The organism is Wolbachia endosymbiont (group A) of Andrena helvola (genome assembly GCF_964028415.1).
Lineage (GTDB): Bacteria > Pseudomonadota > Alphaproteobacteria > Rickettsiales > Anaplasmataceae > Wolbachia > Wolbachia pipientis.
Genome location: NZ_OZ034779.1, coordinates 1,532,668 through 1,558,680 on the forward strand (window position 1 = coordinate 1,532,668; position 26,013 = coordinate 1,558,680).

At 35.7% G+C, this 26,013-nt stretch carries 23 protein-coding genes, 1 tRNA gene and 1 pseudogene; 8 read left to right on the forward strand and 17 right to left on the reverse strand.

The genetic code is table 11. From position 1 onward, the window contains the following. The first annotated feature begins 50 nt into the window (after positions 1 to 50). Together ABWU73_RS07955 and ABWU73_RS07960 are read left to right on the forward strand one after the other, a co-directional pair. Positions 51 to 758 carry a uroporphyrinogen-III synthase gene (locus ABWU73_RS07955; RefSeq protein WP_182321018.1) on the forward strand — a complete coding sequence of 236 codons (708 nt, stop codon included), beginning with the start codon at positions 51 to 53 and terminating at the stop codon, positions 756 to 758. Next, entirely contained in the window at positions 758 to 1,537 is a 780-nt protein-coding gene (locus ABWU73_RS07960) for an exodeoxyribonuclease III (RefSeq protein ID WP_264329463.1), read from the forward strand. Before ABWU73_RS07955 ends, ABWU73_RS07960 begins: the two co-directional genes overlap by 1 nt. A 26-nt stretch (positions 1,538 to 1,563) precedes the next feature. Here ABWU73_RS07960 and ABWU73_RS07965 read toward each other — a convergent pair whose 3' ends face one another. The 3 genes from ABWU73_RS07965 to ABWU73_RS07975 all read right to left on the reverse strand — a co-directional run bounded on the left by ABWU73_RS07965 (position 1,564) and on the right by ABWU73_RS07975 (position 5,552). Next, entirely contained in the window at positions 1,564 to 2,547 is a 984-nt protein-coding gene (locus tag ABWU73_RS07965; protein ID WP_264329464.1) for a hypothetical protein, read from the reverse strand. Between the two features lie 49 nt (positions 2,548 to 2,596). Further along, positions 2,597 to 5,173: a DNA polymerase I gene (gene polA / locus ABWU73_RS07970; RefSeq protein ID WP_264329465.1), complete on the reverse strand. Its 2,577-nt coding sequence runs from the start codon at positions 5,171 to 5,173 to the stop codon at positions 2,597 to 2,599. Between the two features lie 214 nt (positions 5,174 to 5,387). Beyond that, entirely contained in the window at positions 5,388 to 5,552 is a 165-nt protein-coding gene (locus ABWU73_RS07975; RefSeq protein WP_010082072.1) for an IS3 family transposase, read from the reverse strand. A 282-nt stretch (positions 5,553 to 5,834) separates the two neighbouring features. Here ABWU73_RS07975 and ABWU73_RS07980 point away from each other — a divergent pair. Beyond that, positions 5,835 to 7,177 (forward strand): annotated as a pseudogene (locus tag ABWU73_RS07980) (IS110 family transposase). Here the strand turns inward: ABWU73_RS07980 and ABWU73_RS08165 are convergent. The 5 genes from ABWU73_RS08165 to ABWU73_RS08000 form a co-directional block, all read right to left on the reverse strand. Beyond that, on the reverse strand, positions 7,110 to 7,319 hold the full coding sequence (locus ABWU73_RS08165; RefSeq protein WP_405197159.1) for a hypothetical protein: 210 nt from the start codon (positions 7,317 to 7,319) through the stop codon (positions 7,110 to 7,112). The pseudogene ABWU73_RS07980 and the gene ABWU73_RS08165 sit on opposite strands and share 68 nt — an antisense overlap. Before the next feature lie 3 nt (positions 7,320 to 7,322). Then, on the reverse strand, positions 7,323 to 7,745 hold the full coding sequence (locus tag ABWU73_RS07985) for an IS3 family transposase (RefSeq protein WP_319633798.1): 423 nt from the start codon (positions 7,743 to 7,745) through the stop codon (positions 7,323 to 7,325). Further along, a complete protein-coding gene (locus tag ABWU73_RS07990) occupies positions 7,699 to 8,052 on the reverse strand; it encodes a transposase (protein WP_264329466.1) in 354 nt (117 codons plus the stop codon). Before ABWU73_RS07990 ends, ABWU73_RS07985 begins: the two co-directional genes overlap by 47 nt. A 232-nt stretch (positions 8,053 to 8,284) precedes the next feature. Continuing rightward, positions 8,285 to 9,091, reverse strand: coding sequence for an SDR family oxidoreductase (locus tag ABWU73_RS07995; protein WP_209472450.1), 807 nt, complete (start codon positions 9,089 to 9,091; stop codon positions 8,285 to 8,287). Positions 9,092 to 9,096: 5 nt separating this feature from the next. Further along, positions 9,097 to 9,741 (reverse strand): alpha/beta hydrolase, encoded by a 645-nt coding sequence (locus ABWU73_RS08000; protein WP_015589325.1) that lies wholly within the window; start codon positions 9,739 to 9,741, stop codon positions 9,097 to 9,099. A gap of 92 nt (positions 9,742 to 9,833) precedes the next feature. Between ABWU73_RS08000 and ABWU73_RS08005 the strand changes: the two genes are divergently transcribed. Next, positions 9,834 to 10,019 (forward strand): hypothetical protein, encoded by a 186-nt coding sequence (locus ABWU73_RS08005; protein ID WP_264711441.1) that lies wholly within the window; start codon positions 9,834 to 9,836, stop codon positions 10,017 to 10,019. 59 nt (positions 10,020 to 10,078) lie between these two features. Here the strand turns inward: ABWU73_RS08005 and ABWU73_RS08010 are convergent, their stop codons facing one another. From ABWU73_RS08010 to ABWU73_RS08025, 4 genes are all read right to left on the reverse strand, one after another. Continuing rightward, positions 10,079 to 10,444, reverse strand: coding sequence for a hypothetical protein (locus ABWU73_RS08010; protein ID WP_264373731.1), 366 nt, complete (start codon positions 10,442 to 10,444; stop codon positions 10,079 to 10,081). A 121-nt stretch (positions 10,445 to 10,565) separates the two neighbouring features. Then, the gene (locus ABWU73_RS08015; RefSeq protein ID WP_265017776.1) at positions 10,566 to 12,233 is read right to left on the reverse strand and encodes an aminopeptidase P family protein; all 1,668 of its coding nucleotides are present in this window, start codon (positions 12,231 to 12,233) and stop codon (positions 10,566 to 10,568) included. 8 nt (positions 12,234 to 12,241) lie between these two features. Then, positions 12,242 to 14,164, reverse strand: a complete 1,923-nt coding sequence (gene mnmG / locus ABWU73_RS08020; RefSeq protein ID WP_341810228.1) for a tRNA uridine-5-carboxymethylaminomethyl(34) synthesis enzyme MnmG — start codon at positions 14,162 to 14,164, stop codon at positions 12,242 to 12,244. A 187-nt stretch (positions 14,165 to 14,351) separates the two neighbouring features. Next, a tRNA-His gene (locus tag ABWU73_RS08025) sits at positions 14,352 to 14,427 on the reverse strand. A gap of 150 nt (positions 14,428 to 14,577) precedes the next feature. On the opposite strand from ABWU73_RS08025, the gene murJ reads away from it, so the two are divergent. Continuing rightward, positions 14,578 to 16,065, forward strand: a complete 1,488-nt coding sequence (gene murJ, locus ABWU73_RS08030; protein ID WP_010962984.1) for a murein biosynthesis integral membrane protein MurJ — start codon at positions 14,578 to 14,580, stop codon at positions 16,063 to 16,065. A gap of 3 nt (positions 16,066 to 16,068) precedes the next feature. Next, the gene (locus ABWU73_RS08035; RefSeq protein WP_264329470.1) at positions 16,069 to 18,612 is read left to right on the forward strand and encodes an AsmA-like C-terminal region-containing protein; all 2,544 of its coding nucleotides are present in this window, start codon (positions 16,069 to 16,071) and stop codon (positions 18,610 to 18,612) included. 54 nt (positions 18,613 to 18,666) lie between these two features. Here ABWU73_RS08035 and ABWU73_RS08040 read toward each other — a convergent pair whose 3' ends face one another. The 3 genes from ABWU73_RS08040 to ABWU73_RS08050 form a co-directional block, all read right to left on the reverse strand. Continuing rightward, complete coding sequence (locus ABWU73_RS08040; protein WP_264329471.1) at positions 18,667 to 19,860, reverse strand: phage portal protein; 1,194 nt, start codon at positions 19,858 to 19,860, stop codon at positions 18,667 to 18,669. A 235-nt stretch (positions 19,861 to 20,095) separates the two neighbouring features. Beyond that, the gene (locus ABWU73_RS08045; protein WP_080717643.1) at positions 20,096 to 20,359 is read right to left on the reverse strand and encodes a type II toxin-antitoxin system RelE family toxin; all 264 of its coding nucleotides are present in this window, start codon (positions 20,357 to 20,359) and stop codon (positions 20,096 to 20,098) included. Continuing rightward, positions 20,335 to 20,568 (reverse strand): DUF6290 family protein, encoded by a 234-nt coding sequence (locus tag ABWU73_RS08050; protein ID WP_010081986.1) that lies wholly within the window; start codon positions 20,566 to 20,568, stop codon positions 20,335 to 20,337. Before ABWU73_RS08050 ends, ABWU73_RS08045 begins: the two co-directional genes overlap by 25 nt. 251 nt (positions 20,569 to 20,819) lie before the next feature. Between ABWU73_RS08050 and lipB the strand changes: the two genes are divergently transcribed. Together lipB and ABWU73_RS08060 are read left to right on the forward strand one after the other, a co-directional pair. Further along, positions 20,820 to 21,437: a lipoyl(octanoyl) transferase LipB gene (gene lipB / locus ABWU73_RS08055; protein ID WP_010081985.1), complete on the forward strand. Its 618-nt coding sequence runs from the start codon at positions 20,820 to 20,822 to the stop codon at positions 21,435 to 21,437. Next, on the forward strand, positions 21,437 to 22,462 hold the full coding sequence (locus tag ABWU73_RS08060) for an LD-carboxypeptidase (protein WP_264329472.1): 1,026 nt from the start codon (positions 21,437 to 21,439) through the stop codon (positions 22,460 to 22,462). The genes lipB and ABWU73_RS08060 overlap by 1 nt, the downstream gene beginning before the upstream one ends. Before the next feature lie 450 nt (positions 22,463 to 22,912). Here the strand turns inward: ABWU73_RS08060 and terL are convergent, their stop codons facing one another. Then, positions 22,913 to 24,376, reverse strand: a complete 1,464-nt coding sequence (terL, locus tag ABWU73_RS08065; protein WP_010962987.1) for a phage terminase large subunit — start codon at positions 24,374 to 24,376, stop codon at positions 22,913 to 22,915. 833 nt (positions 24,377 to 25,209) lie between these two features. Continuing rightward, on the reverse strand, positions 25,210 to 26,007 hold the full coding sequence (locus ABWU73_RS08070) for a phosphoribosylformylglycinamidine synthase subunit PurQ (RefSeq protein ID WP_182319642.1): 798 nt from the start codon (positions 26,005 to 26,007) through the stop codon (positions 25,210 to 25,212). Positions 26,008 to 26,013: the final 6 nt, after the last annotated feature.

The following is a 26,013-nucleotide window of genomic DNA, read 5'->3' on the forward strand; positions in this document are numbered from 1 at the left end:
GTAATTTGTGTATAAAGGGTACTATTTTACTAGTAGTGAAATAAATCAGAATGAAGTCTATTTTATTAACGAGGCCTTTATTGGACTCGTTCAATACAAGAAATATATTGAGAAAGTATGGATACAAAGTTTTTATAGAACCAGTATTCACAATAAAGTACTTAAATCCTGATATATCTGCGTACGAATTTGACGTTGTGATATCTACAAGTAAAAACAGTGTAAAGGCTCTTAGTCAAATATGCAAAGAGGATGACTTTCCGATTATTACAGTTGGTAATTCAACCATGCAGGCTGCAAAAAATTTGGGATTTTCTGATATAATCTCAGCAGACAGCAACGTTGATGGTCTGATATCATTCATAAAAGCTCATTATTCAAACGCAATAAAGTTCTTGTATATAAGGGGACAAGAAGTATCATGTGACCTAAAAAAGAGATTATCTGAAGAAGATTTTAACGTAAGAGAAGTTGTACTCTATAAAACAATTATAAAAAGGAATCTAACTAATAGGTGTAAAAATTTACTATTGGATGGTAAAATTGATAGTGTTGCTTTTTTTTCCTCACAGACAGCAAGGATATTTTGTTCATTAGTTCTAAAAAGTGGGTTATCTCATGTGATGAATAATGCAGTTGCATATACCATGAGTAAAAACATTGCTGATAGTTTAAAGTTAATCAAATGGAAAAAAATTATAACATCGAGGTTGCCTACTGGGGAGAGTTTAATTGATATAATTAATAAGGATTGTTGATGCTAAAGATTGCAACTTGGAATGTAAACTCCATACGTAAAAGAGTTAACCAACTTTGTAGTTTTATAGTTGATAGTCAGATAGATATAATTTTGCTGCAAGAGATAAAATGTATGGAAGAGCAATTTCCTTATGCAGAGATAGAGAAGCTGGGATATGAATGTGCTGTCTATGGACAAGTTGCAAGAAATGGCGTTTGTGTTTTATCTAAATATCCGATACTGGAGAAGTTTAAGATTGATATCGTAGAAGGTTATCAAGAAGCGCGTTATATAGAGTGCATAATAAAGCACAATAATCAGAAGGTAAGGGTGGGAAGTGTATACGTTCCAAACGGTCAAAGCCCGGACTCTCAAGCATTTGAATATAAACTCAAGTTTTTTGATAATCTATATGAAAGGATGAGCACTTTGTTAAAGAATGAAGAGTTAACTATTATAGCTGGCGATTATAATGTTGCACCGGATGAAATTGATGTCTTTGATTCAAACTTATTGAATGGCCAAGTGTGCTTTCATATAAAAGAACGTGAGAAGTTAAGAGCGATCTTGAATCTTGGGTTTAAAGATGCGTTTAGAATATCTCACCCAAATTTGCAACAATTCACTTGGTGGCATTATCAAGGCAATTCACTCAGAAATAATCAAGGAATGCGAATAGATTATATGCTGTTATCACCACAAGCTGTAGATAAATTGGAAACATGCTACATAGATGATAGATTGCGTAAGCTAGAAAATCCGTCTGACCATACTCCTGTTGTATGTGCTATAGAATAATAGCAGATCTCTTACACAATTCACTTTTAGCAAACCTGAGTAGTCTTACCTTTGCTGCTCTGTGGTTTTTCCCTTCGTTTGTTTTCCTTTCCTGTCCAAGATTGATCGTGCTGCTCACTTTTTTCGTTTCCTACCTGGGAAATTTGCTCAGGAACAGGCTGTTGTTCACTCTTTTCTTTTCCTTGGGAAATTTGTTCAGAAACAGAGGTGCCTTTCTCAACTTCTGTAACTGGGGTTTTTAAAATATCATCAATGCCCTCGAGAATTTTTCCATTCAGTTTTGCTCTCTTTTCTGTATCATCTTTATCTTGTGAGCTAGGGTCATACAAAGTACCTTTTTTGTTATTTGAAAAAAGAACCTCCACTCCTCCTTTTATGGCAAATATTGTGCCGATAGCAGTAAGAACTACTCCGAGTGTAGTAGGACCAAAAATTAACATTGGAATAGTGGAAAGAAGGACAGGAAAAAAGATCTTGCTTAAGAACGTTTTTACCATCTCTTCATCACTAAGTGGTGGTTCATCTTCCTCTTTTTTGTCTTTACCTAAGAATGGTATTTTTTCTTTCACCCCATCCATAAAGGAGCCAGAAATATTTTTCGGGTCTATTTTGATCCCTCCAATTAGCAGCAGCGGCATTTCCAATACGAACTTTATGGATGAATCTTTAGCTTCTGTACCCCGTATATCAGCTACACACTTGGTTATTATTTGTCGTATTTTATCATCATTTAATTTCTCTTCTCTAGCTAAGCCTTGCTCCCTAATTTCTTTAAACACAGAAAGTAAAAACTGAGAAAAATTCTCTTCACTGAGTGGTTCTACATCTTCTAGCTTGACATTATTGAATATAGTTTGATTCTGACTTAGCATGAAAGCGAGTACTGCCTCGTCATCTTCCTTTAATTCTTTAGGTTGTACTTTGTTTTTTAGCAATTGTATAAAGGCATCATAGATTACCTGAGTAGGTAACTTTGGAGGTTTTGAACTTTTTACTTGTGTGCCTATCATGGCTGACCTATTTGCATTTGCTATGTTCTATTCTAACATATTTTTCGTATTAGTTCAAATGATTTATACTCCTAGAATTCACGATGTTTAAGTCATAATTAAGGGAATTTAGACCCCAGTTGTCGCCAACTTTTATTTCTACTTCAAGTGGTACAGAAATTTCTATTGCATTTTCCATTATATCTTTCATAAGTTTTGCTGTTTCTTGTACCTTTTCGTCTTCTACTTCAACCAGTAGTTCATCGTGAACCTGGAGGATTATTTTACCTACTTTTAATTGGTCAAAAAGCTGAATCGTCGCACGTTTTATTATATCAGCGGCGGTGCCTTGCAGTGGTGCGTTTATTGCTGCCCTTTCTGCAAATTGTCTTATATAAGGAATTGTATTGTTTATGTCTCTTACAAAGCATCTCCTGCCAAACAAAGTTTCTACATAACCATGCAATCTTGCGATAGACACTGCTTTTTCCATATAGGCCTTTATTTCTGGGTAACAGGAAAAATAGTAATTAATGTATTCAGCAGCTTCCGCAATGGTAATTCCAAGCCGCTTTGCAAGACCAAATGGGCTAATGCCATATATAATTCCAAAATTGATGGATTTTGCTTTGCGTCTTAATTGCTCATCTATTTCTTGCACTCCAAAAACTTGCCTAGCGGTGATCTCATGAATATCTTGTCCGTTTGCAAAAGCTTCTTTAAATGCTGCAACGTTTGCAACGTGTGCCAGGAGTCTTAACTCTATTTGTGAATAGTCAGCAGAAATTATCTTATGCCCTTTTGGCGCAATAAATGCTTGTCTGATGAGATTTCCCTCTTCGCTTCTGATAGGAATATTCTGTAAATTAGGATTGCTGGAGCTCAGCCTTCCAGTTGCAGTTGCAGTCGTTGAAAAGCTTGTGTGTATTCTACCATCAAGTGGATCAACTTGCTTTATTAATGCATCAGTGTAGGTGCCTTTTAATTTACTTAAATGTCGCCAATTTAAGATTTTACTTGCGATTTCTACCCCTTCTTCTTCGAGTGCCTCTAGAACTTCATAATTGGTGCTATACGATCCAGATTTTTTTGACTTTTTCTTTTTATTAAGCCCCATTTTGTTGAATAAAACATCACTTAATTGTTTTGGCGAAGCAATATTAAATCTTTCTCCTGCCAAATTATATATCTCATCTTCAAGCACGGCAATTACCTGCTGAAATTTATCGGACAGCTCCTGTAATTTTTGTATGTTCAGTAATATCCCATTTTTCTCCATATCAAATATTACTTTCATAAGTGGCTTATCGAAGCGCTCGTAAATTGTGAGCAATTTTTCCTGAAATAACCTTTGCTTTAGCTTTTCATGAATTGCTATTAAAGTTTTTGCCGAGAAAATTTCTGCATTTTCACTCAAATTATGCGCAACTATGTTTGGAATACTGTGATCATGCTTTCCTGTATCCAAGCTATACGACATTATCATCAAATCATCAACTGAATCTAGCATCTTCTCTACTGTAGGGAAGATTTTCCTGATCTCTTTAATGTTATGTATTATTTTAAGCACTCCATTTGAGAGCAAAGTTAAGTTAATTATAATGAGTGCATCTTGTATGCTGTCTTGCTCTATATAAAAAATATTACTTTCGCTATAAGATAGACTTAATACATTGTTTTCAAGGTGGTAATGAATTGCAATTTTGCCTTCATATCTACAATGCTCCAAAAATTTCTCTAACTCTTCACTACTATATTCTATTTTCTCTTTTGTGCTAGACCCATTATAGGAAAAAAGCTTTTCCACTTTCCCTATTAAGGAATTGAATTCATACTTCTTTAAAAAGGATAATAGTTTTTCCATATTTGGAGAATGGACTTCATATTTTGCAATATCATGTTGAAGGTCTACTTTTTCGCATAGTGATAAAAGTTCTCTTGAAATTAGAGCTTTTTCCTTATGTTCGGTGAGAATATTACGAATCCTCGTTTGCTCGATATTATCAATGTTCTCTATAATATTATTCAATGAATCAAATTCATCCAGTAATTTAGCTGCAGTCTTCGGACCTATTCCCGGAACGCCTGGAATGTTGTCAGATGCATCACCAGTTAGAGAAAATAAATCAAGAAGCTTGTGTGAGTTTACACCAAATTTTTCTATTACTTGTTTTTCATCTATATATATATTTTTAATGGGGTCGAATATTAAAATATTGTGGTTCAAGAGTTGAAATAAATCTTTATCTGATGAAACGACTACCACTTTAAAGTCTTGGTGGTTGGCGTATTTTGCAGCTAGTGTTGCAATTATATCATCTGCTTCATAACCTTCAATCTCTTCATAGCTGAGGTTAAAAGCTTCTACCGCTTCCCTCAGTATGGTGAACTGTGGAGTTAGATCCTCAGGAGGCGTTACTCTGTTCGCTTTGTACTCAGGATATAAATTGTGCCTAAAATTCTTTTTCCCTGCATCAAGTGCTATAGTTAAGTAGTCCGAATGGGCAATGTACTTAAGAACCATATTCAGAAAGCCATATACACCACCTATTGGCATTCCTGTTGTGGTAATTAAGTGAGGTAGTACATAGTAAGCTCTGAAAAGAAAACCATAGCCATCGATGATTGTGAAAGTTTTTTCTTTCATTGTAGATATTTATGCGTGCTTTTGATGGTCCACTATTTAGCTGAGAAAATCAAGTTTTTGTTTTTCTGCTTTTGAGCGTTGTAAGAGATTTTACCGAAAATAGCATTCATGATGGGGATGTACACATATGACCTTACCCAGAAAAAGTGGAGAGAAAGTGTGGAATGTTTTTTACAAAAAGAATGATGCATCAAATTGTTCTGGAATGCAATAGTTAATAGTGACGTTGTTTGTTATAAAAAATTTCTATGTATTCAAATATTGCAGTTCTAGTTTGTTGAGCAGAGTGTTGTGAAGTATCAATAAGTATTTCTCTTTTCAATGAGCTAAAGAAGCTTTCTGCAACAGAATTGTCGTAACAACAGCCTTTATTACTCATCTATATTCTTTACAGCGCCGAACGGATGAAGTCTGTTAAACCAGACAAAAAACTCCCTATCTAGATTTTCAGTAATAGTTAGGTATAATTTACAAGAAGCGCTCCTGCAGTTATAACCGAACTATGCAATGGTGCCTTAAGTGCCCGTTTTGCAGCGTGGTTTTGGAGGAAACGGTTAAACCATTGATGGAGTCCTTAGACTACCTCGGTTAGAAGAGTGTATTATTTAACCATTCCAAGCTGAAGCGCTTCACTATTGTAAATTATAAAGAGAAGGTTACCATGAAAAAAGCAAAAAGTAAATTAAAGATAGTCAATCCTGATACAGCGGGGATTGATATTGGTTCAGCTGTACATTACGCATGTGTACCAGAAGGAAGAGATGAACAACGTGTTCAAAAATTTGGCTGTTTTACTGAAGATCTTCATAATTTAGCACGGTGGTTAAAAAAGTGTAAAGTTACGACTGTAGCTATGGAATCTACTGGAGTATACTGGATCCCTTTGTTTCAAATACTTGAATCATCTGGGTTCGAAGTAAAATTGGTAAATGCAAAACATGTAAAGAACGTACCTGGAAGGAAGTCAGATGTTCAAGACTGTCAATGGCTTCAACAACTGCACAGTTACGGATTACTTCAGGGGTCATTTAGACCAGACAATCAAATATGTATACTGCGTAGTTATGTTAGGCAACGTAAGACTCTCACTGAAAGTGCATCTACGCATGTTCTACGTATGCAGAAGGCATTAATTCAAATGAATATTCAGTTACATAAAGTTATAAGTGATATTACTGGTGTTACTGGAATGCACATCATTAAAGCAATTGTAGAAGGTGAAAGGAACCCTGACAAACTGGCTGAGTTCAGGAGTCCAAATATTAAAAACAATAAATCCACTATTGCAAAAGCGTTATCTGGTGACTATAGGGAGGAGCACCTATTCACGCTAAGGCAAGAATTTGAACTATATAATATTTACCAAGAAAAAATAGCAGAGTGTGATAGAAATATTGAGGCCTATTATAAAACGTTTGAAACAAAGTCTTACGAAAGTAAACAGCTGAGTAAGGAAAAGAATAAGTATAGCAAAAGTAAGCCGGGTTTTGCTTTGCAGAACTGCACCGAGTAACTGGTATGGATTTTACTAAAGTTCCAGGACTTGATGTGCTAAGTATACAGACCATAATTTCAGAAACTGGTATAAACCATAATAAATGGTCAACAGAAAAGCACTTTTCATCGTGGTTAGGACTCAGCCCTGCCAATAAAATTACAGGAGAAAAAGTGTTTAGCACAAGAACGCGTAAAGTCATTAATCGTGCTGCGAATGCATTTCGAATGGCTGCTAATTCTGTAGGAAATAGTAAAAGTTCATTGGGTGCATACTACAGGAGATTAAAAAAACGATTAGGAGCGCCAAAAGCAATAACAGCTACTGCAAGAAAAATAGCATGCATATTTTATAGTATGCTCAAATACGGGCAGGAATATGTGGAAAAAGGAATGGAATACTATGAAACACGCTATAAAGATAGAACTGTGAAAAATTTGATCAAAAGAGCAAAGGAATTTGGCTATATCTTGGTAAAACAAGATAAACTAATAGAGGGAGTTTCTTAGAAGCTAAGAGATATTGATACCCTTGCGCAGTATACTGTGAACCTTGGTCACTGTGCAGCAGTAGATTTTTAACAGGTTTACGCCTATTAATGGCCATTAATAAAGAGTTCATAACCAATTGTTTATTTATTGCACTACTCATTAACTACCATACGTGAGAATTATTGCTGCCAAATATAGCCATCCCTCCTTGGTTTTGATGTAAGTAATCCCATACTTTATTTGGTTGATCAACAATAAAGTTTTGATCTAGTATATTGGGAGCTACAGCTCTATTATCTGTTTGTTGTTTTTTAATTTTAAACTTTCTTTTCAGTATAGCCCTGATGTCATTTTTCTGCATAATACTTTGCACTGTTTTTAAGTTGCAACTTTTACCCAAAGCCTTTAATTCAGCATGAATTTTAGGAGCTCCATATCTACATTTAGAAGCTTGATATATTTTTTGAATAGCTTCGAGTAGCTCTTTATTTGCTGATTCTCTACTGCTTATTTTTCTTGTGGTCCACTTATAGTAGCCACTAGCAGAAAACCCTACATAATTCCTGCACTTTATAGTGTTTACTATGCTCTTTTATGAAAAAATATTTTACTCTTTTTGACTGGCCAGGGCTTTTTTTTAAATGTCTCTTTCCCTTGTTACTCTTGCTTTGTAAATCAAACCTCTCTTTGTCGTAAGGAGCCATGTTACCTCTACCTGGAAATGCATTTGCCGCTGACTTTTTTTCGTTGTGTTTCTTTATCCATTTTCCTAATAAACCACCCTTTATTCCTAAATCCTTTGCTATTTTTGTAATTGTTTGACCTGCCTTTCTTTGTTCATTTGCCAGTTTAACAGCTTCCAATTTGAATTCTGCCGTATATTCTCTTACCATTTCTAATCCTCCAAAATTTTATTTTACCCAAAAAAACTCTTTTCTTTCTCTCCACTTTTTCTGGGTAAGGTCACTATTTCTTAAGTAATTTACACTTCAGAGTTTATCTGCTTTAAAGTTTACTCTATTCTGTTTCAGCATTTGTCATAAATCCTTAATTATTTCTGACTTTTTAGTTCAGTTTTTAACCATTCTTTCCTTAACTTAATGGCAGTGACAATAAGCCTATCTATCATTCTGATGTGATTTCAGTTTTTTTTACATGCAAACTCTCTAATCCCACCTTGTAGTTAGGATAAATTAGAGAGACATTAAGATCTTTTTTAATTTTAACATTACTTACTCTTTTTGATCCTAAATAAAAACTCTGTGCATAATCTGGTAACTCAATTGGCTCTGGAGGGCTAACATTGAGAAGTTTGGCTGCATACATTATCACTTCAGATTGTGTAGTGGGTAAATCGTCTGCACAATTGTATATTTCACCAGGTTTTATGTTTTGCATGGAAGAAAATAAAATATTCGATATATCTTCAACGTGAATACGAGAAAAAAAATGCCCTTCTTTTTTCACATTTCTTGCTTTGCTAAGCTGCAAGTCAATTAACACGTTCCTACCAGGACCGTATATTCCAGCTAAACGAAAAATATGTACAGGCAATCTGCTATTCAGCCACTTCCTTTCAGATCTAAGGCGCTTTTCTCCTCTGATTTCTATAGGTTTTGTTTCAGATTCCTCATTCACCCAATTACCAGAGTGATCACCATAGACGCTAGTTGCAGACAAATAACCAAACCATTTAACATTTTGCAGGCAATCACCGTATCTCTCCACAACATCATCACCATCTGGAGGAATAGAAATTAAAACGTGCGTTGCGCTTTTAAGCAGATCTTGGCTAACCTTCTCATAATTAAAGAGGATTACATTTTGTATATCTTTACTTCTTGATGTGCCACTGACTTTCCAACCTAAGTTCAGTAATTTTTTCGATAAAAATTTAGCTACATATCCATAACCAAAGCAAAACAAGTGCATGAAAATTAATTTTTAAAATTCTTCTTGATAAATTCTACTCCTAATTTTATTCCCTCTTCATTAATAATATGCCCTAATGCATGAATTGGGTGTCCTTCAACATTTACTCCATTTTCTTTCAGAGCTTTAACCGCTAAGTCGAGGGACGAAAAAGGTACCACGTCGTCAGCATCACCATGGATAACACATATGTTAGGTTTTGACTTGATCTCTGGTGCAGTTTTTGAAGGTGAAAGAAATCTACCAGAGTATGCAACAACTGATGCACAGGATTGAGAGCGGGTGAGAGCTGTATGTATTGCAAGCATTGCTCCTTGAGAAAATCCAACTAAAGAAAGTTGCGTATCTTTTAAATTAAGCTCCTTTAATTTTGTATCAATGAAATGATTTACAATTGATGTAGCATTTTTTACTCCATTATATAGCGCTTCCTCACTACGATCTTCCAAGCTGAACCACTGATAACCATCACCTATTTCTCTTTCAAACGGAGCATTGGGTACTGCAAAATATGAACCCAGTAAAAACTTGCTCATAACTTTAGCAAGGTGAATGAAATTATCGCCACTTGAGCCCCAACCATGTAAAAAAATAATCAAATTTTTCTTATTTCCGCCTGCACAAATTTCTGGGCCTTTAAGTTCAATCATTTCTTTTCCTTTTGCATTTATATTTTTATTTAACACTAATTTTCAAATTTGTAAAAACCCATGTGCAATTATGTACACTAGCTCATAACTGTATGAACATTGCAATTTGCAGGCAATTCGCGTGGCAGATGAAAGTAGCTGACACTGGAATCCAGTTCTTATTACCTGGTGTAAAGTTAAGTTTCCTGGATTCCAGTGTCAAGCACTGGGATGACACCTCTGGGCACTGCCGTCATAAAGGAACCAGTGTCAGCTACTTTCATGGCATCAATAATTGACCTCGACTTACCGTCCAACTAGAAAGTTGTATATAGAATGACAGAAATCCAGATGTTATTTACTTACTTTCGATCTTTTCTATCAATTTTTTAACTAAGCCTCTTAGCTTTTTACTGGATTCATCAAGCTCTTGAATCTGCGAGCTGTGCTCTTTCATTAGTTCCTTATAGTTACCTCTTATGTAGTCAATCATTTCCTTCATCTGAGCAATCATCTTGTTAACATCCATACTGCCCAAATCAGGTATCATGCCAGGCATAGCCCCTTCTAACATACCACCAGCCATAAGCTGCTGAGACATTTGCATAAGTGGTTTTAAAGTCTGATTAAGCAATTCAGGATCCTTGGCTAATTTTTCTATTTGCTCTTTGCAAGTATCCATATACTGCTTCATAAATTCATCTTCTTGCCCTTTGTCTATCATAATTATAACCTACCTAAAAATACGTGTTCTTTATTATATATTATTTTAAAATTAAAAACAATACAAAATACCTGTCACAATTGCATTAATACTTTTTAAATAATAAAAAATGCTCCTTTGCTTATAAAGGGTCACATACCTTCTTTAACCATTCCTTATCTTTTACGCTATTTTCTAAGTTTTTATAGACAAATTGATGGTAGCCATTTATCCATTCAATTTCATCCTTAGTAAGCATTTGCACATTTATTAGTCTTCTATCATATGGAATAGAGGTCAGTTGTTTAAAGTTTAAGAAGCCGTTTTCTTGTCTGTTGACATACATCAGATTTTCAATCCTTATTCCATACTCTCCCGGAATGTAATAGCCAGGTTCGTTGGAAAGTATCATCCCTGGCGTGAGTTTCACTTTATTACTTTTTGATATTGCTTGTGGTCCTTCGTGTACTGATAGGTAACTTCCTACTCCATGCCCTGTACCATGCATATAGTCCATTCCAAATTTCCATAAATGCGTACGTGCTAATATATCCAATTCTCCACCAGTAGTGCCAGGAGGAAAGATGACACTTGCTATAGCAATGTGAGCTTTGAGTACTATTGTATAGTGGGTTATTTGTTCATCAGTTGGATTGCCAATTGCTACAGTTCTTGTCACATCAGTTGTGCCGTCAAGGTACTGGCCACTAGAGTCAATCAAATACAGTCCATCTTTCTGAATTACTTTATTCGTCTTACTGCTTGCACGATAGTGAATTATTGCCCCATTCTCATTAAATGCTGAAATTATTGGAAAACTTAGTTGCTTAAACAAATTCTGCTCTTTTCTGTATTCTAAAATCTTTTCTTCAGCTTCAAGTTCTGTACCAACATTATTTTCAAGCCAATATAGAAAATTTGTAACTGCCACTCCATCTCTGATATGCGCATTTATAGCCCCAGCTATTTCAGTTTGGTTTTTTGCTGCTTTATAAATTAGACAAGGATCTTCTCTCTCAGCTACCTGTTTATCTTTTATTACAGCCATGATACTCATTGGAGTTGTGCTTGGATCCATGACTATTGAATTTAGCTTGTGCAGCGAATTTTCTAGCTCACTAATATCAAAAATATTTATATGATTGCCTAAATTTGCTTCTATAGTTGAATGTTCTTTATCTTGAATAAACAAACCAACATTACCGCTTTTATACAATATAGCACGGCCCAATATACATGGAGTATATTTAGCATTTTCATTTCTTAAATTTAATAACCACGAAATTGAATTTGGATCAGTTAAAAGCACTGCTTCAGCTTCTTTATCTATACTTTTAGCGACTTTTTCACATTTGTCCTTACTACTTTCACCAGCATATTCAATAGAATGTAAAACCACTGCTTGTTTTCGACAGTCACTTTTTTTTCCAGCTAAACAGGGTATTAATTTACAGATATTCTCATACTTTCTTATATCTTCTATGGTAAAATATTGCAAATAATAACCTAGTGAGGCAGTCGATGTTAAGTTTGCTTTTATCCATTCGCGTGGATCCTCTTCTTGTATATTATATACTTGAAAATTGCCCCGATCGAGCTGATTGCGAGCTTGTGTGATATAGCGTCCATCCGTAAAAAATGGGCACTTGTTGTCTTTTGTAACGATAAGTAGCCCATTTGTTCCTGTAAAGCCACACAGCTTTGTTAGCTCCTCTGAATACTCATTTAAATATTCATCTTTAGTATGCAACATAAATGCATCAACGTTTATCTCGTGCATAAAAGAACGAAATTCTTCGATTTTTGACATAGAACACCTCATACAAAATTAGCAGCCACTTTCGTTTTCCTGTTTCTCAAATACACTAATATGCTCACTATCGCTGCAGGAGTGATGCCTTGTATTTGCTTTGCAATGCCAATCGTCGCTGGTTTTATCGTCTGCAACTTTTCTATTACTTCACTTGACAGGCCTTTAACTTGTGAATAGTTAAAATCAATTGGAATTTGAGTGTTAATTTCCTCTCGTAAAAACTTCATATCCGCTTCTTGTCTTATTAGATAAGGTTTGTATTTTGCTTCAATTTCAACCGCTTCGCATATTTCATTCTTAGTTATGCTACCCATTGCGGTGCCATCCCAGCGCGTGATGCTGCTTAACTCCGGCCATATTTCTTGTAATTTATTCCAGTCGATGTTTGGATAGCTAAGTAAATCTAGTGCCGTTTTTCTTATCCCATCATAAGATATTTTGATACCATAAGACCTAAGCTGCTCAGGAGTAATCGTCAGACTCCCTAACTTCTCTTCAAGCTGCTTAATGGATTCAAGTTTATTCTGTAAAACAGAGTATCTCTCATGCGAAACAAGGGAAATATCATAACCTTTTTGTGTTAATCTTCTATCTGCATTGTCTGACCTGATAGCTAGCCTATATTCTGCACGTGAGGTAAATAATCTATAAGGTTCGATCACCCCTTTGATGACTAGATCATCTATCATTACGCCGATATATGAGTCTGTGCGATGAAGAACAAAGCTTTCTTTTTTTTCAGATGCAGAGAGTGCTGCATTAATTCCGGCAATAATTCCTTGCCCTGCTGCTTCTTCATATCCAGTAGTGCCATTAATTTGGCCAGCAAAATATAGGCCTTTAATTTTCTTAGTTTCAAGAGTATGGCTTAGTTCTCGTGGATCAATATAGTCATACTCAACTGCATATCCAGGTCTTAGTATTTCTGCATTTTCAAGTCCCTTGATACTCTTTATCATTTCACACTGCACTTCAATAGGCAATGAATTTGAAATTCCGTTCGGGTATATAGTATCATCATTCAAGCCCTCTGGTTCTAAAAATATTTGATGACTACTTTTTTCTGCGAATTTTTTAACCTTAGTTTCAATGGATGGGCAGTATCTTGGTGCTATAATATCATCCAAATACGAAGAAGCTGACCTGTGCAGATTCTCTCTAATTATTTTATGCGTGTTTTCATTAGTATGGGTAATAAAGCATGATACCTGAGGTTGATTAATTTTTTCTGTTAAGTAAGAAAACGGCACAGGTGGATTATCACCCACTTGTTCTTGCAATATTGACCAGTTTATAGTGCCACGATCAAGCCTTGGCGGAGTTCCGGTACGCAATCTACCTAATTTAAAATTATATTTCTTCAACGTATTTGCAAGTTCTACGGCAGGCTTATCTCCCATTCTCCCTGAAGGAGTTACCTGCTCTCCTATATGAATCACACCCCGCAGAAAAGTCCCTGTAGTTAGAACGACTTTACTTGTCAGTATATGCTCCCCTGAGCTTGTTATTACAGCTTTAATGCACAATTCTCCATTGTTATTACTCTCTATAAGAAAATCGTCAACCGACTCTTCTTTTACCGTCAAATTATTATAATTTAGAATAATTTCCTGTATTGCTTGCTTGTATAATTTTCGGTCTGCCTGTGCACGCGGGCCCCATACTGCTGCACCTCTGCTGCTATTTAAAATGACTGAGTGTATACTTGCTTGATCGATTGCTCTTCCCATTATTCCATCAAGAGCGTCAACTTCCCTGACTACAACGCCCTTTGCAACTCCTCCGATTGCTGGATTGCAGGACATTTCCCCTATAGTTGAAATTTTATGAGTTATAAGCAGCGTGTTTGCACCAAGGCGAGCTGCAGCAGCAGCAGCTTCGCACCCTGCATGACCACCACCTACTACTACTACATCATATTTATGCATGCCTTCTTGAGTAATTCTTACTCTACTAATATTCTAACTATTAGCGGTTAATGTCAAATTTTACAGTAATTAACTATTTCAATCATCAGTGGCCAATGTATAGCTAACTCACGTCATACCGTCACGGTATCTCTAGATCCCGCTAACAAGCAGCGGGATGACGGTTTTTCAAATTATCGGGTTTTAGTGGGGCGAGCGACCAGGATCGAACTGGCGACATTCAGTACCACAAACTGACGCTCTACCAACTGAGCTACGCCCGCCAAGATATAAAATTTCTAACATAAGAGCGCAAATAGTCAATTGATTATTTAACTCTCCTTTTGCAGAGGGTTTTAAGTTTAGCCAATAAATATTTTCATTGATACTTTTACCATTATAGTTAATTGTATTGACACTAATGAAGTAGTGGTATGTTTAAAAGTATTTTCACATTTAGTTTTTTTACGGCTATTTCAAGGATCTCAGGGTTAATAAGAGATGTATTGATTGCTACTGTTATTGGTGCGAACTCTCTTGCAGACATATTTTTTTCTTCGTTTCGTTTTGCCAATCTATTTCGAGCATTTTTTGCAGAAGGAGCGTTCACTACCTCATTCATACCATTATATTCGACAGAATCATATGATAATAAAAAGGCATTTAATTTTGCAAGTAGTGTAATATCCATTACGTTTATTATCTTAGTAATTTTTTGCCTTATCATGCAAACTTTCTCCCCTTATATGATTCAAATTTTTGCTCCTGGATTTGACCAAAGTAAGTTTACCCTTACTGTTACTTTATCAAGAATTATGATGCCCTACATAATCTTTGTTTCAATTGCATCACTTATTGGTGGAATGCTGCAAGTAAAGCAGCATTTTGCTTCAACAGCTATTGCACCAATCGTTTTGAATCTCTGTTTAATCATCAGTTTGTTTGTGCCTTACGTAAAAACTCCAGCGCACAACCTTTCTATAGCTGTCCTTATAGGAGGAATTTTCCAGCTACTTTTGATACTATTTAGTGCATACAAGTTAAAGGCAGCTTTTTCTTTTAGCCTTGAATTAAGCAATGAAGTAAGGTTATTTTTTAAGCGTGTGATACCTGCAATTATCAACAATTGTGTAACTCAAATAAGCTTATGGATTGATACAATCATGGCGAGTTTTATACCAAATGCGGTGTCCTATATATATTATGCCGATAGACTAAATCAACTACCGCAGGGAATAATCGGTACTGCAATTGGTACAGTGCTTCTTCCTTTAATTTCAAAACAGGTGGATAATACTGAAAATATAGTCAAAATACAGAACAAGGCTCTCAACATAGGATTAATGTTAATTATGCCAACAACTGCTGCCTTTATCATTATTCCCGACATAATTTTACTTACGCTTTTTTCTTACGGCCGGTTTGATCATTATGCAGTGCAGCAAACTGTTCCCACTTTAATAGCATTTTCTCTTTCTTTACCTGCATTTATTATAAATAAAGTATTGCTACCTACATTTTTTGCTAAAGGCAATCTGAAAATACCAACCATATTTTCGCTAATGTGTCTTGGAATTAATGTAGTGCTAAACCTTTTGTTAATGAACGAGTATCAGCATACGGGGATTGCTATTGCTACTTCCGTTTCCACTTGGATAAACTCTATTCTATTAATTAGTTATTTAACAATAAATAAAATGTATAAGGTTAGCCAAGCGTTATTGTTAAATGTCATGAAAATTTTTGTAGCAACGGCAGTCATGTCAATAGCCCTTTATATTTTTAATTCTTTGTTGGCAGGATTATTTTTTGATAAAATGTTGGCTCGTATTGTTTATTTAACGACTTTAATAGCTTTGAGTGTTATTGTTTATTTTGGTATTCTCTATTTAATATTTAAGGGAAACTTTAAGCATGTGTAAATTATGAGACTTTCTTTATATGCTATATTATCAATCTCACTGCTATTAATTCTCATGCATGTTGCTGCAACTTTTAAGGATTGGAGTGGCTACAAGGGATATATTATAAAAGAGTTGGAGAAGACGTATGATGCTAAAGTGCATATTGGAGGAAAAATTAAAGTTTCGTTGATTACCCCAAAGCTCACTATTTATAATGTATACGTACAATACAACGAAAATAAAGAGCAAAAGTTGTCAGATTTAATTAGTGTAAGAAAAATTGAAATAAGGCCATCGTTCCTATCGTTGTTTTTATTTTCGTTGCAACCAAAGTCAATCACATTGTTTGGCATGAAAAGCAACAAAGAAAATTTACTTAATATTATAAATACAAACGCCAGTGGTAACACAGTCGATATAGTAATAAAAGACAGCCAAGTAAGTTTCAAGAATGATTTCGCTGATATTGTTAACATAAAGGAAGTTGCTGTAAAAAAAAATAAGCAGTTTTTTGGTAAAGTAAAGGTAGGTGATAATAATTACGATTTTTCAGGAAAGGTTAATATCACAAAAAGGAATGTACACATTAGTGTTGAATCAAATTTTGTAAATTTGCTATTTACAGGTAATAGAAATCAAGAAGAACTCCAGGGTAATTTAACATTAACAATTAATAACAGTTCCGGTTCTGTGAGTGATTTAGCAAAAATCATTAATCTTAGCTTTCTCTCTTGTGTTATTCCTAGCGAAAATATCAAGATATCATCCAATATAAGTCTTAATGAAAGTGAGTTTACGGCAACTGACTTAAAAATTGATTCCAAAAGCATGCAAGCCAGCGGTACAATACAAAATGATAGAAAAGGCAATCACACTAATTTCAATATTAGCTTCAGTAAAGTTGATTTAGATTCCATACAAAATGATTCACAAAGAACAATGAATATGAAGGATCTTCTGGAATGTTTTAGAGCAGTTGTGCCAAAGAACTTGAGCTTAAATTTTAATATGGAAGCTTCTAACATTCAATATCAAAACAAAATATTGGACAATTTCCGTGCTGTACTAAAATCCACTGATGGCAAAGTAAAAGTTAATACGCTTCTTAAATTTCCTGGAATCAATAATATATCTTACTTATCAGGAGAGATCTCAAACAATAATGTCCTATCTGAATTCAACGGTGATTTATTAGTCGAAGGAAATGATTTTGAGTCATTCATTTCATGTTTTTTCCCTTCTATAAAGATGAAAGAAAACCAGAAAAATCAATTTACACTAAGTTCTAAACTGCACCTTGCACCAAGAATATTATCTATCTCAGACATTAGACTGCTAAATAATAAGGAATCCTTGCAAGGATCAATTAGAGTAAGCCACACAAAAAAACGCAGTGTGATCAATGGTGAATTTAGCATGCATAATCTTGATGCAGATAAATATGATCATTCATTATTTAGCAGTTTACCTAAAATGCAATGGCTGAAAAATTTTCAGTATGATACAAATATAAAGGCCCGTGTTAATAACCTTACATTGAATGATACGAAAATTAAAAATTTGGATTTTTTGCTGAAAATGGAAAAAGGTAAGCTAGTTGCAGATAAAATAAAACTATCTGGAGAAGATTTCGATATTACCGGTAATGCAAAAATATTAGCAGATCAAAAATACGCCAAACCTTTATTAGATGTTAACCTTACGGGCAGTAAATTTAATGGAAAAATTATTACATTACCAAATTTAGTAGAGACGAAAAGAAATTCAAGAAATGAGATAGATCAAATTCAATGGTCAACAAAGCAGCTTGATTTTTTGGATGACAAAGAAGGCTTTGATGCAAATGTGCAAATCAATACTGCAGAATTTAAAACCGAGCAGAATGTTTTAAAAGATTTTAATTTGGATGCGGTAATGAGAAACAACACTATCACTATCAGGCAGGCAAGTTACGTATTAGAACACGGGCAAGTGTTTTTTCAGGGTTATTTAAGATCAGACTCAATGAATACAAGATTTTCTATTGTAAATTTGGACACTAAAAAGATTGGTAAGGTTATAGGAATTGACAATGTAAATGGTCAGGTAAGCTTAAATGGTGAAATCAAAACTCAAGGAAAAAGTTTTCATGATTGGGCTAGTAACTTATCAGGAGATGTAAACTTACAAGCGCAAGGAATAGAAGTTACTAATGTAGATTTCAATTCATTTATCACTAATTTGTTAAGCAGTAAGAATAAATCTGAAATTTCCACACTTGCTTATGTTGATATATATAATGGCAAGACATTTTTTGAAAATATTAGCGGAAAAGCAAGTATTAAGAGTGGTATATGTTCAACTAGTTTACAGTTCGGGATTGATCAAGCATCAGGGTCGATCTCTTCTAATTTAACCTTATCTAACTTCGCTTTAGCTTCTATATTCAGGTTCTTTTTCATACCACCAAACTATAGTAATCCAATCTATATCGATATGCATTTGGATGGCCCTATTTGGCGTCCTAAGATGAGTTTTGATGTAGACCAAATCTTCACCGCTTTAGTTAGCAAGAGAAATGGTTGATTTACTTAGGCGTACGGTTTAGGGGACAATGAACTCATCTGAACGGATACAAACTTAACCTAACTCATCACCACCCGGCAATGGTGGCAAGCCAAATGCTTCTCTCTTTTCGTTGAGCGTCATGAAGCTTGCGTTTTCTACGTATTTCCACAACTTTTGTCTTTTTTCCATGAGAATTTCTATTGCATCTTTGTCATACGACAAGCACAGATCTTCACCAAATTTTGGTGTTAGCCAAGAATTCAGGTGACAGATAATATTTTCTAGCGTTGGTAAAACCGTCTGCTCCCAGAGGGATAAGCGTGCTTCGACTAAATTGCTATAAGTGTTATCACCCGGTATGCCAAGCAATTGCGGTGGAACGCCAAAAGCTAGCGCAATATCACGAGCTGAGCTGTGTTTGGACTCAATAAAATCCATATCCCTTGGCGATAAGCTCATTTCTTTCCACTCCAAGCCTCCTTCAAGCAATATCGGTCTTCCAGCGTTTATAGAACCTGAATAATGATCATTTATCTGCGCTTTTAAGCGTTGGTACTGCTCTTGACTTAAACTTCCACCACTTCCATCTTTTGCTGATTTTACAACTATTGCACCACTTGGTCTTGCCCCATTTTGCAACATCGCTTGATTCCAAGCACCCGCCTGATTATGTTGATCTATGCTATATGCAGCTGCCTCAATTGGTGATAACCCATACCAATCATTCAAAGGATTAAAGGTCTTTAAGTGCAACACTGCTGAACATCCAGTTAGTTTATCAACTTTAAAGTCATAACTGTTGTTATTTATGGTATAACGATAGATATAAGGAACGTTATTTCTCCCTGGAACAATTTCAACCCTATCGGGGCGCAGAAGATAAAGCTCTGTTGGTGGTTTTCTACTATTCTGTGACTCAACCATCAATATATAAGAATTGCCGTTAACTAACCGATAAGTTACAATCCCCTCAATAAATTCCGATTTTGATGTCATTGGATTAGGAGAATAAAGTAATTTCAGTAATGGATGGGCTTTTAATTGCGATTTTCCCTGTTCAGTAAGCTGGCAGAGAGTAAAAGGTACCGAAGATGCAGCACTTGCAATCATATTAATTGCTCGAAAGGCAATAACATTTTTTATGTAACCTTCCTCAGCAAAACTTACATAATCACGCTTACTCCAACTTGGCTCCATCATTAGCTGCAAAGCAGAATATTTAGTAAATACTGCGCTTTTTTTTCTTTGAAAAATATTGAGATTCATATATGCCTCCTAAAAAATTGAATTTGTGGTAGAATTATATCAATTGGTGTCACAGGAAGGATATACTAACGTACGAACATTATGTTTGAGAGCAATCTCTACACAGTAGTTAAATGGCAGGCACAATAAGGGGTAGCAAAAAGAATGAGCTTTTTTTTTGAGCTGAGCGAAGCCACCTAAGGTAGAAAATGAATCAGGAAGGAGTAAAAATATATTTAATATTTATATGATGTACTTACTTATAAATATCTTTTCTGTGTCCTATCTCTGTGATAACCACTTCATATTTTATAATATTTACGGAATAGATAACGCGATAATCACCTACCCTTAATCTTCTTTGTCCTTTAAATCTGTAATATAATGGCTCACCAAGGTTAATGGGATCAACTGTAAGGCGCTTATTTATCGCATTTATGATCCTTAATCTTATTGTTTTTGGAAGAGCTGGAAGGTCTTTCTCAAGAACGCTTTCTATGAAGATAATATTGTATTCCAGTCTACATCCTCACTTCTAATTTTCTTTACACCTGAAACATTACGTTTAGCAGCACGCTCAATTAGTATTTTATCTTCCTCATTTTCAATTGCTTCTTGTATTAGCTTCTCTGTTAGTTCTTTAATGGACTTATTTCTTATTTTAGCCAGTCCAGCAAGACACTCTGAAATTTCGTTGTTGAAAGTTATGCTAAATTTTGAGTTTGCCATATATTTTACCTAAAATCTACTAATAATTATACAACATTTTTCTGAATTTTTCAATAAAAAAAGTTGCCTATACGTAAAGAGGACCTGTGTTGACAAATAATTAAACATTTGTCATGTACTATGTTTGTTAAGGAGAAATAGCACAGAAGTTAGTATTAAGTATATTAGGAATAAGAAAGGCTGCGCCCAGTGTCACACACTGGAATAACAGGAAAAAACGAACTGCTATACTAAAAAAAAAGAAATAGAATATGACAGAATGGCTAATATCTAATCAGCTTATTGATTATAACTGTGCTGTAAAATCCATGGAAGAGAAAATTCAACAAATTCACAATAATTCAGCAGACGAATTGGTATGGCTACTCCAGCACCCTCCACTTTATACTGCAGGAATCAGTGCAACAGCTGATGATATTGTTGAAAAACTATTTCCCATATATAAAACAGGAAGGGGTGGTAAACACACATATCATGGTCCAGGACAGCGCATTATATATTTAATGTTAAACCTTAAAAAAAGAAACAAATGCGATATAAAGCTATATATTAGAGATCTAAGTAAGTGGATCATAAATGTTTTAAAGCAATTTAATATACTTGGAGAGTTTAGAGAAGATAGAATAGGCATTTGGGTAAACCATAACGGAGTAGAAAAAAAAATTGCAGCTTTTGGTATCCGTTTAAGAAAATGGGTAACTTATCATGGCATAGCGCTTAACGTCTTTCCAGACCTCTCTCACTATAAGGGTATTATTCCTTGTGGGTTGCAAGGTTATGGCGTCACGTCAATGGAAGAACTAGGAGTGAAAGTTCCACTCTCTGAATTGGATGATATACTAAAAAAAGAGTTTTATAAGATATTTTAATGATTGTTTACCTTTTATATTTCATTCTCACTTTATGTGCTAACACAGGTATTCATGCAATCGACCAAGTTGATATTATTGCTCCTTCCTCCAAGGGAAAAGAATCAGACCTGACTACCATAAAAGAATATGTAGAAGCTTTGGATTTTAATCCCCATATTTCGGAGAAAATATATAGTAATGATAATCCATTTTATTCCAACTCTGATGAATTCAGAGCAAATGATTTGATTAGTGCACTAACTAATGATAGTAAAATAATTTGGTGTATCAGAGGAGGAGAAGGGGCTTCTCGGTTAATTCCCTATCTAGAAAAGTTACCCAATGATAAAAAAGAAAGGATTGCTCAAAACAAAAAGATCCTCATAGGCTATAGCGATATAACTGCCTTGCACATCCATCTACAAGCTAAATATGATTGGCAAACTCTTCACGGCACCATGTTGGAAATGATAGTAAATAACTCCGTTTCTGAAAGCTCTGTTGAAAAATTGAAAGAGTTAATTCTTAACAAGCGGGATTCTATCAGATTTGATAACCTAAAGACGATAAATAATGGCATTAGACTAAAAGATGGCAGATTAGAGTCTAAAATCATCGGTGGTAATATGACTTTAGTTGAAAACAGTATAGGAACTGTTTGGCAAATAAATGCGAAAGGTAAAATTCTATTTTTAGAGGACATAAGAGTCTACCCATACGCAATAGAGCGCAGTTTAGATCACCTAAAACAAGCTCACATCTTTGATGGAGTACATGCAGTAATCTTTGGGGATTTCGTTAACTGCTATAACGATAACCTTGTTGAAGTTGTAAAAGAAAGGTTTGCAAAAAGTGTTAACTTTCCTGTATTTACTATGAAAGGGGTAGGCCATGGACATACAAATGATCCTTTACCTTTTAACACTCACGCTATTATTAGCGTTCAAGACGAAAAAGAAGGTTTGTTTTTTATGGACGTGCAGAATTTAGCTAATCTTATAGCTAACGCGAGCTCTACGTCATACCGCCGCAGTATCTCTTAGCCGCTAACACGTACTTAACCGTCATACCGCGATTCATTCGCGGTATCTCATCCGCTAACAAGAGATCCCGCTAACATGTAGCGGGATGACGAATTGCTTAACCGTCATTCCGCCGCAGACCGTCATACCGCCGCGGTATCTCTTAGCCGCTAACACGTACTTAACCGTCATACCGCGATTCATTCGCGGTATCTCATCCGCTAACAAGCAGCAGTTCTACGTCATACCGCCGTGGTATCTTTTAGCATAGATCCCGCTAACACGTAGCGGGATGACGAGCTTATCGTCATGCTGCCGCGAACCGTCATACCGCCACGAACTGTCATACCACCACGAACCGTCATACCGCGATTCATTCGTGGTATCTCTAGATCCCGCTAACACGTAGCGGGATGACGGTTGTCAGGGTGTCATGCAAGTAGCTGACTACTTGGATCTGGTAGGCTTAAATCACAATGCCCGTAAAGCTGCGACCCTAGAGCTACTATCTCTCACCCACTGCAAATATTGCACGGTACTATCCACTTGATCATCGTGTCGAGTTTCAGGAAACATTAAAATCTCATACTCAAAATCGTTCAGCCATACTGCTTGGTGCGGCAGAAAAACCTTGCCAGACTCTATAATCGGAACAATTTGATAAAATCGAGTGAGTTTGTCATCATGTGGTACTATTTCGATAATTGGTAAATCACTGTTTGTCTTTAGCTCTTGCACCAATTGCTGACCACTTGTTTTTGCTTCGATTAAAATTGCGTGCGGTGTCCATCTTGCAGCTAGTGACAGAACTTGCTCTTTAAGCTTTGGATACTCAAGCTTTGCGCGATATACATCGAGTAAATAGAATTTATTGCCCACTTTTGTCCAGGTGGTGCAGACGCTAAAGTTGCTCATGCTGCTTGTTGAAACTGCAGTGTCCCAGCTCTGAGTGACATATGAGAGACTATCAGAAAAATTTCTATAGCGCTTCAGCCACTCTCGTTTAATTATACCACTTGAAAGTGGCAGAGGGTTTTGTTGATATTGTGCAGCAAAAGCGTAACTTCCAAGTTCAACCTTTATCATCTCAACTTCTTCTTTTCCTCCATCGAGGGGATATAGCAACTGACCTTCTTCTCTTGAGTATAATATTACGGGTGGTGTCATTCTAGCACTTGATGCTGTAATCCAGCTTTTGTACTCATTTGTAGTTACTCGGGTGACAGGAACAAGAAAAGGAGGCGCTGGCTTTTTGATTGAATAGATAATCTCCTTATTTTCAGATATCATCGGTAAACAAGTATGGTTCCATATGTTTTTCGGTTTGGAGAGAAGGTGCCCGGTTAAATCTTCTTGATGTAGCCTATGCATCACAAGAACAATTACTCCTTTTTTTCTATTGTTGAGCCTGGCTACTAAAGTCTGGTCAAACCAATTTGTAGCACGCTTTCTAAACGTTTCACTCAAAGCTTGGGCGGGACTCAGTGGATCATCCACGATGATGAAATCACCACCTTCACCTGTTAACGTCCCTCCAACTGACGTTGCGATTCTGTATCCTCTCTGCACTGTTTGAAATTTGTATTTGGTATTCTGATCTTTGGATAGTTCTACCTCTGGAAACAGCTCTCTATACCAACTAGACTGCATTATGCATCTTGTATCGAGCGAGTGCTTTTCGCTAAGCAGCCGAGAGTAGCTTGCAACTATTATTCTTGCAGTTGGCTGATTTCCCAGTATCCATGCGGGCCACGCAACACTAGCGCACAGGGACTTCATTGAACGCGGAGGCATATTGAATATTATTCGCCTCATTTTGCCAACATTTGCCGCTTCAAGTCTGTCTGCTATGACTTTTATATACTGATAATCATTATACTCACACCCCGGCACTACCGTTTGAAAACACAGTTCAATGAATTTTAGAAAGTTCATGATATAATGTTGAAACCAACGCGTGACGCTGGGATGACAAAAAAAGGAGCACTGAAGGCTATAGGTGAGACGTTGCGGTATCTCTAGATCCCGCTAACAAGCAGCGGGATGACGAATTACTTAACCATCATTACACCGTCATACCGCGATTCATTCGCGGTATCTCTTAACATAGATCCCCTACTATACCTTAACATAGATCCCGCTAACAAGAGATCCCGCTAACAAGCAGCGGGATGACGAATTACTATGCCGCCGCGAACCGTCATACTGCTGCGGTATCTCAGCCGCTAATAAGTAGCGGGATGACGGTTGTCGTTTAGCTATAAATATTAAGAAATTTACCAAATAAAAAAAAGGCAAAAGAAGCCCCGTGGTTGGCTAATTACTTACATTATACTTTCAAGTATGGCGTTTTTTTATTCTAAACGCTTAATAACCGCGATTTAGCTGCTTTTTAATGCAACTAACCTTTAGTCATAAATGTTTAAGAAATTTACTAAACAGAAAAAAAGGCAAAAGAAACCCTAGGGTAGCTAATTATTCACTATCCATTTTTTAAGTTGGCGTTTTTTGATATTTTAAATGCTTTATAAGCGCATTTCAGCTTATATTAGGTAAAAACCTAGAAATTTTATAAAGACATAAGATGCACATAGTGCAAAAAATTAAACATGGGACGCCAGATACGTGAGTTTTTTTGTCATTTAATCTGTACAGAGAAGATAAATAAATAGCTTCAGTTTCATGATAAGGGGACTGGCAAGGCTTGTCAAGCAAGTTTTTTGCAATATCAGGGGATAATTTCGACCATAAATCCCTATCAATAAATTTTAACAAAAATACTTTAGTGCATTTTCAAATATAAGCATTCCATCGCCATATTTTGGCACAGCAACACCTAAACGCTTGCTCTTTTCTTTTTCAAGGGGCCAATTATCTTGCTGGGTAAAAAATATTCCCCTTTCTGGATGGGGCATTAAAGCTAGCACTCTTCCACTTTTATCTGATAAAGCTGCTAGGTCGTATGTAGATCCATTCGGATTGTAAGGAAATTGTAGGTTAGCATAGTTGCCATTTTTATCAATGTAACGTAATGCGGTGGAATTGCTCTCAATCAATTGGTTCAAAATATCTTGATCCATAAAAAATTTGCCTTCCCCATGAGCAACAGGGAGATATAGTTCACTCAGACCCCGTAGCCAAACAGAATTACTCTGCGGATTAACTCTCACTCTAATCCAGCGGCATTGGTAATTGCCTATATCATTATGGATTAAAGCTAGATTAGAGAACTCTGGAATTAATTTTACTAATATCTGACAACCATTACATATTCCTATAATCAGCTTGTCCTGAGATAAAAACTCTTGAAACTCATCCAACAAGTTGTTTTTAATACGTAAAGCAAACGCATTACCAGCACCAGTGTCATCACCATAGGAAAAACCCCCTGGAATTGCAAGTATATTGCTTAATTTCAGTTCACCTGGATTATCTATGATATCGTTAATGTGAACGATTTTTACTTCAATATTACCAATACCAAGTTTTCTGCTGCATTCCATAAATGCAAATGCAGTTTCTTTTTCGCAATTTAAGCCATAACCAGATAGGACTGTGATTTTCATGAATTG

Coding starts and splice junctions, on each gene's coding strand:
- ABWU73_RS07955 (WP_182321018.1), top strand. CDS start 51: ATGAAGTCTATTTTATTAACGAGGCCTTTATTGGACTCGTTCAATACA.
- ABWU73_RS07960 (WP_264329463.1), top strand. CDS start 758: ATGCTAAAGATTGCAACTTGGAATGTAAACTCCATACGTAAAAGAGTT.
- ABWU73_RS07965 (WP_264329464.1), bottom strand. CDS start 2,547: ATGATAGGCACACAAGTAAAAAGTTCAAAACCTCCAAAGTTACCTACT.
- polA (WP_264329465.1), bottom strand. CDS start 5,173: ATGAAAGAAAAAACTTTCACAATCATCGATGGCTATGGTTTTCTTTTC.
- ABWU73_RS07975 (WP_010082072.1), bottom strand. CDS start 5,552: ATGAGTAATAAAGGCTGTTGTTACGACAATTCTGTTGCAGAAAGCTTC.
- ABWU73_RS08165 (WP_405197159.1), bottom strand. CDS start 7,319: ATGAGTAGTGCAATAAATAAACAATTGGTTATGAACTCTTTATTAATG.
- ABWU73_RS07990 (WP_264329466.1), bottom strand. CDS start 8,052: ATGGTAAGAGAATATACGGCAGAATTCAAATTGGAAGCTGTTAAACTG.
- ABWU73_RS07995 (WP_209472450.1), bottom strand. CDS start 9,091: ATGCACTTGTTTTGCTTTGGTTATGGATATGTAGCTAAATTTTTATCG.
- ABWU73_RS08000 (WP_015589325.1), bottom strand. CDS start 9,741: ATGATTGAACTTAAAGGCCCAGAAATTTGTGCAGGCGGAAATAAGAAA.
- ABWU73_RS08005 (WP_264711441.1), top strand. CDS start 9,834: ATGAACATTGCAATTTGCAGGCAATTCGCGTGGCAGATGAAAGTAGCT.
- ABWU73_RS08010 (WP_264373731.1), bottom strand. CDS start 10,444: ATGATAGACAAAGGGCAAGAAGATGAATTTATGAAGCAGTATATGGAT.
- ABWU73_RS08015 (WP_265017776.1), bottom strand. CDS start 12,233: ATGTCAAAAATCGAAGAATTTCGTTCTTTTATGCACGAGATAAACGTT.
- mnmG (WP_341810228.1), bottom strand. CDS start 14,164: ATGCATAAATATGATGTAGTAGTAGTAGGTGGTGGTCATGCAGGGTGC.
- murJ (WP_010962984.1), top strand. CDS start 14,578: ATGTTTAAAAGTATTTTCACATTTAGTTTTTTTACGGCTATTTCAAGG.
- ABWU73_RS08035 (WP_264329470.1), top strand. CDS start 16,069: ATGAGACTTTCTTTATATGCTATATTATCAATCTCACTGCTATTAATT.
- ABWU73_RS08040 (WP_264329471.1), bottom strand. CDS start 19,860: ATGAATCTCAATATTTTTCAAAGAAAAAAAAGCGCAGTATTTACTAAA.
- ABWU73_RS08050 (WP_010081986.1), bottom strand. CDS start 20,568: ATGGCAAACTCAAAATTTAGCATAACTTTCAACAACGAAATTTCAGAG.
- lipB (WP_010081985.1), top strand. CDS start 20,820: ATGACAGAATGGCTAATATCTAATCAGCTTATTGATTATAACTGTGCT.
- ABWU73_RS08060 (WP_264329472.1), top strand. CDS start 21,437: ATGATTGTTTACCTTTTATATTTCATTCTCACTTTATGTGCTAACACA.
- terL (WP_010962987.1), bottom strand. CDS start 24,376: ATGAACTTTCTAAAATTCATTGAACTGTGTTTTCAAACGGTAGTGCCG.
- ABWU73_RS08070 (WP_182319642.1), bottom strand. CDS start 26,007: ATGAAAATCACAGTCCTATCTGGTTATGGCTTAAATTGCGAAAAAGAA.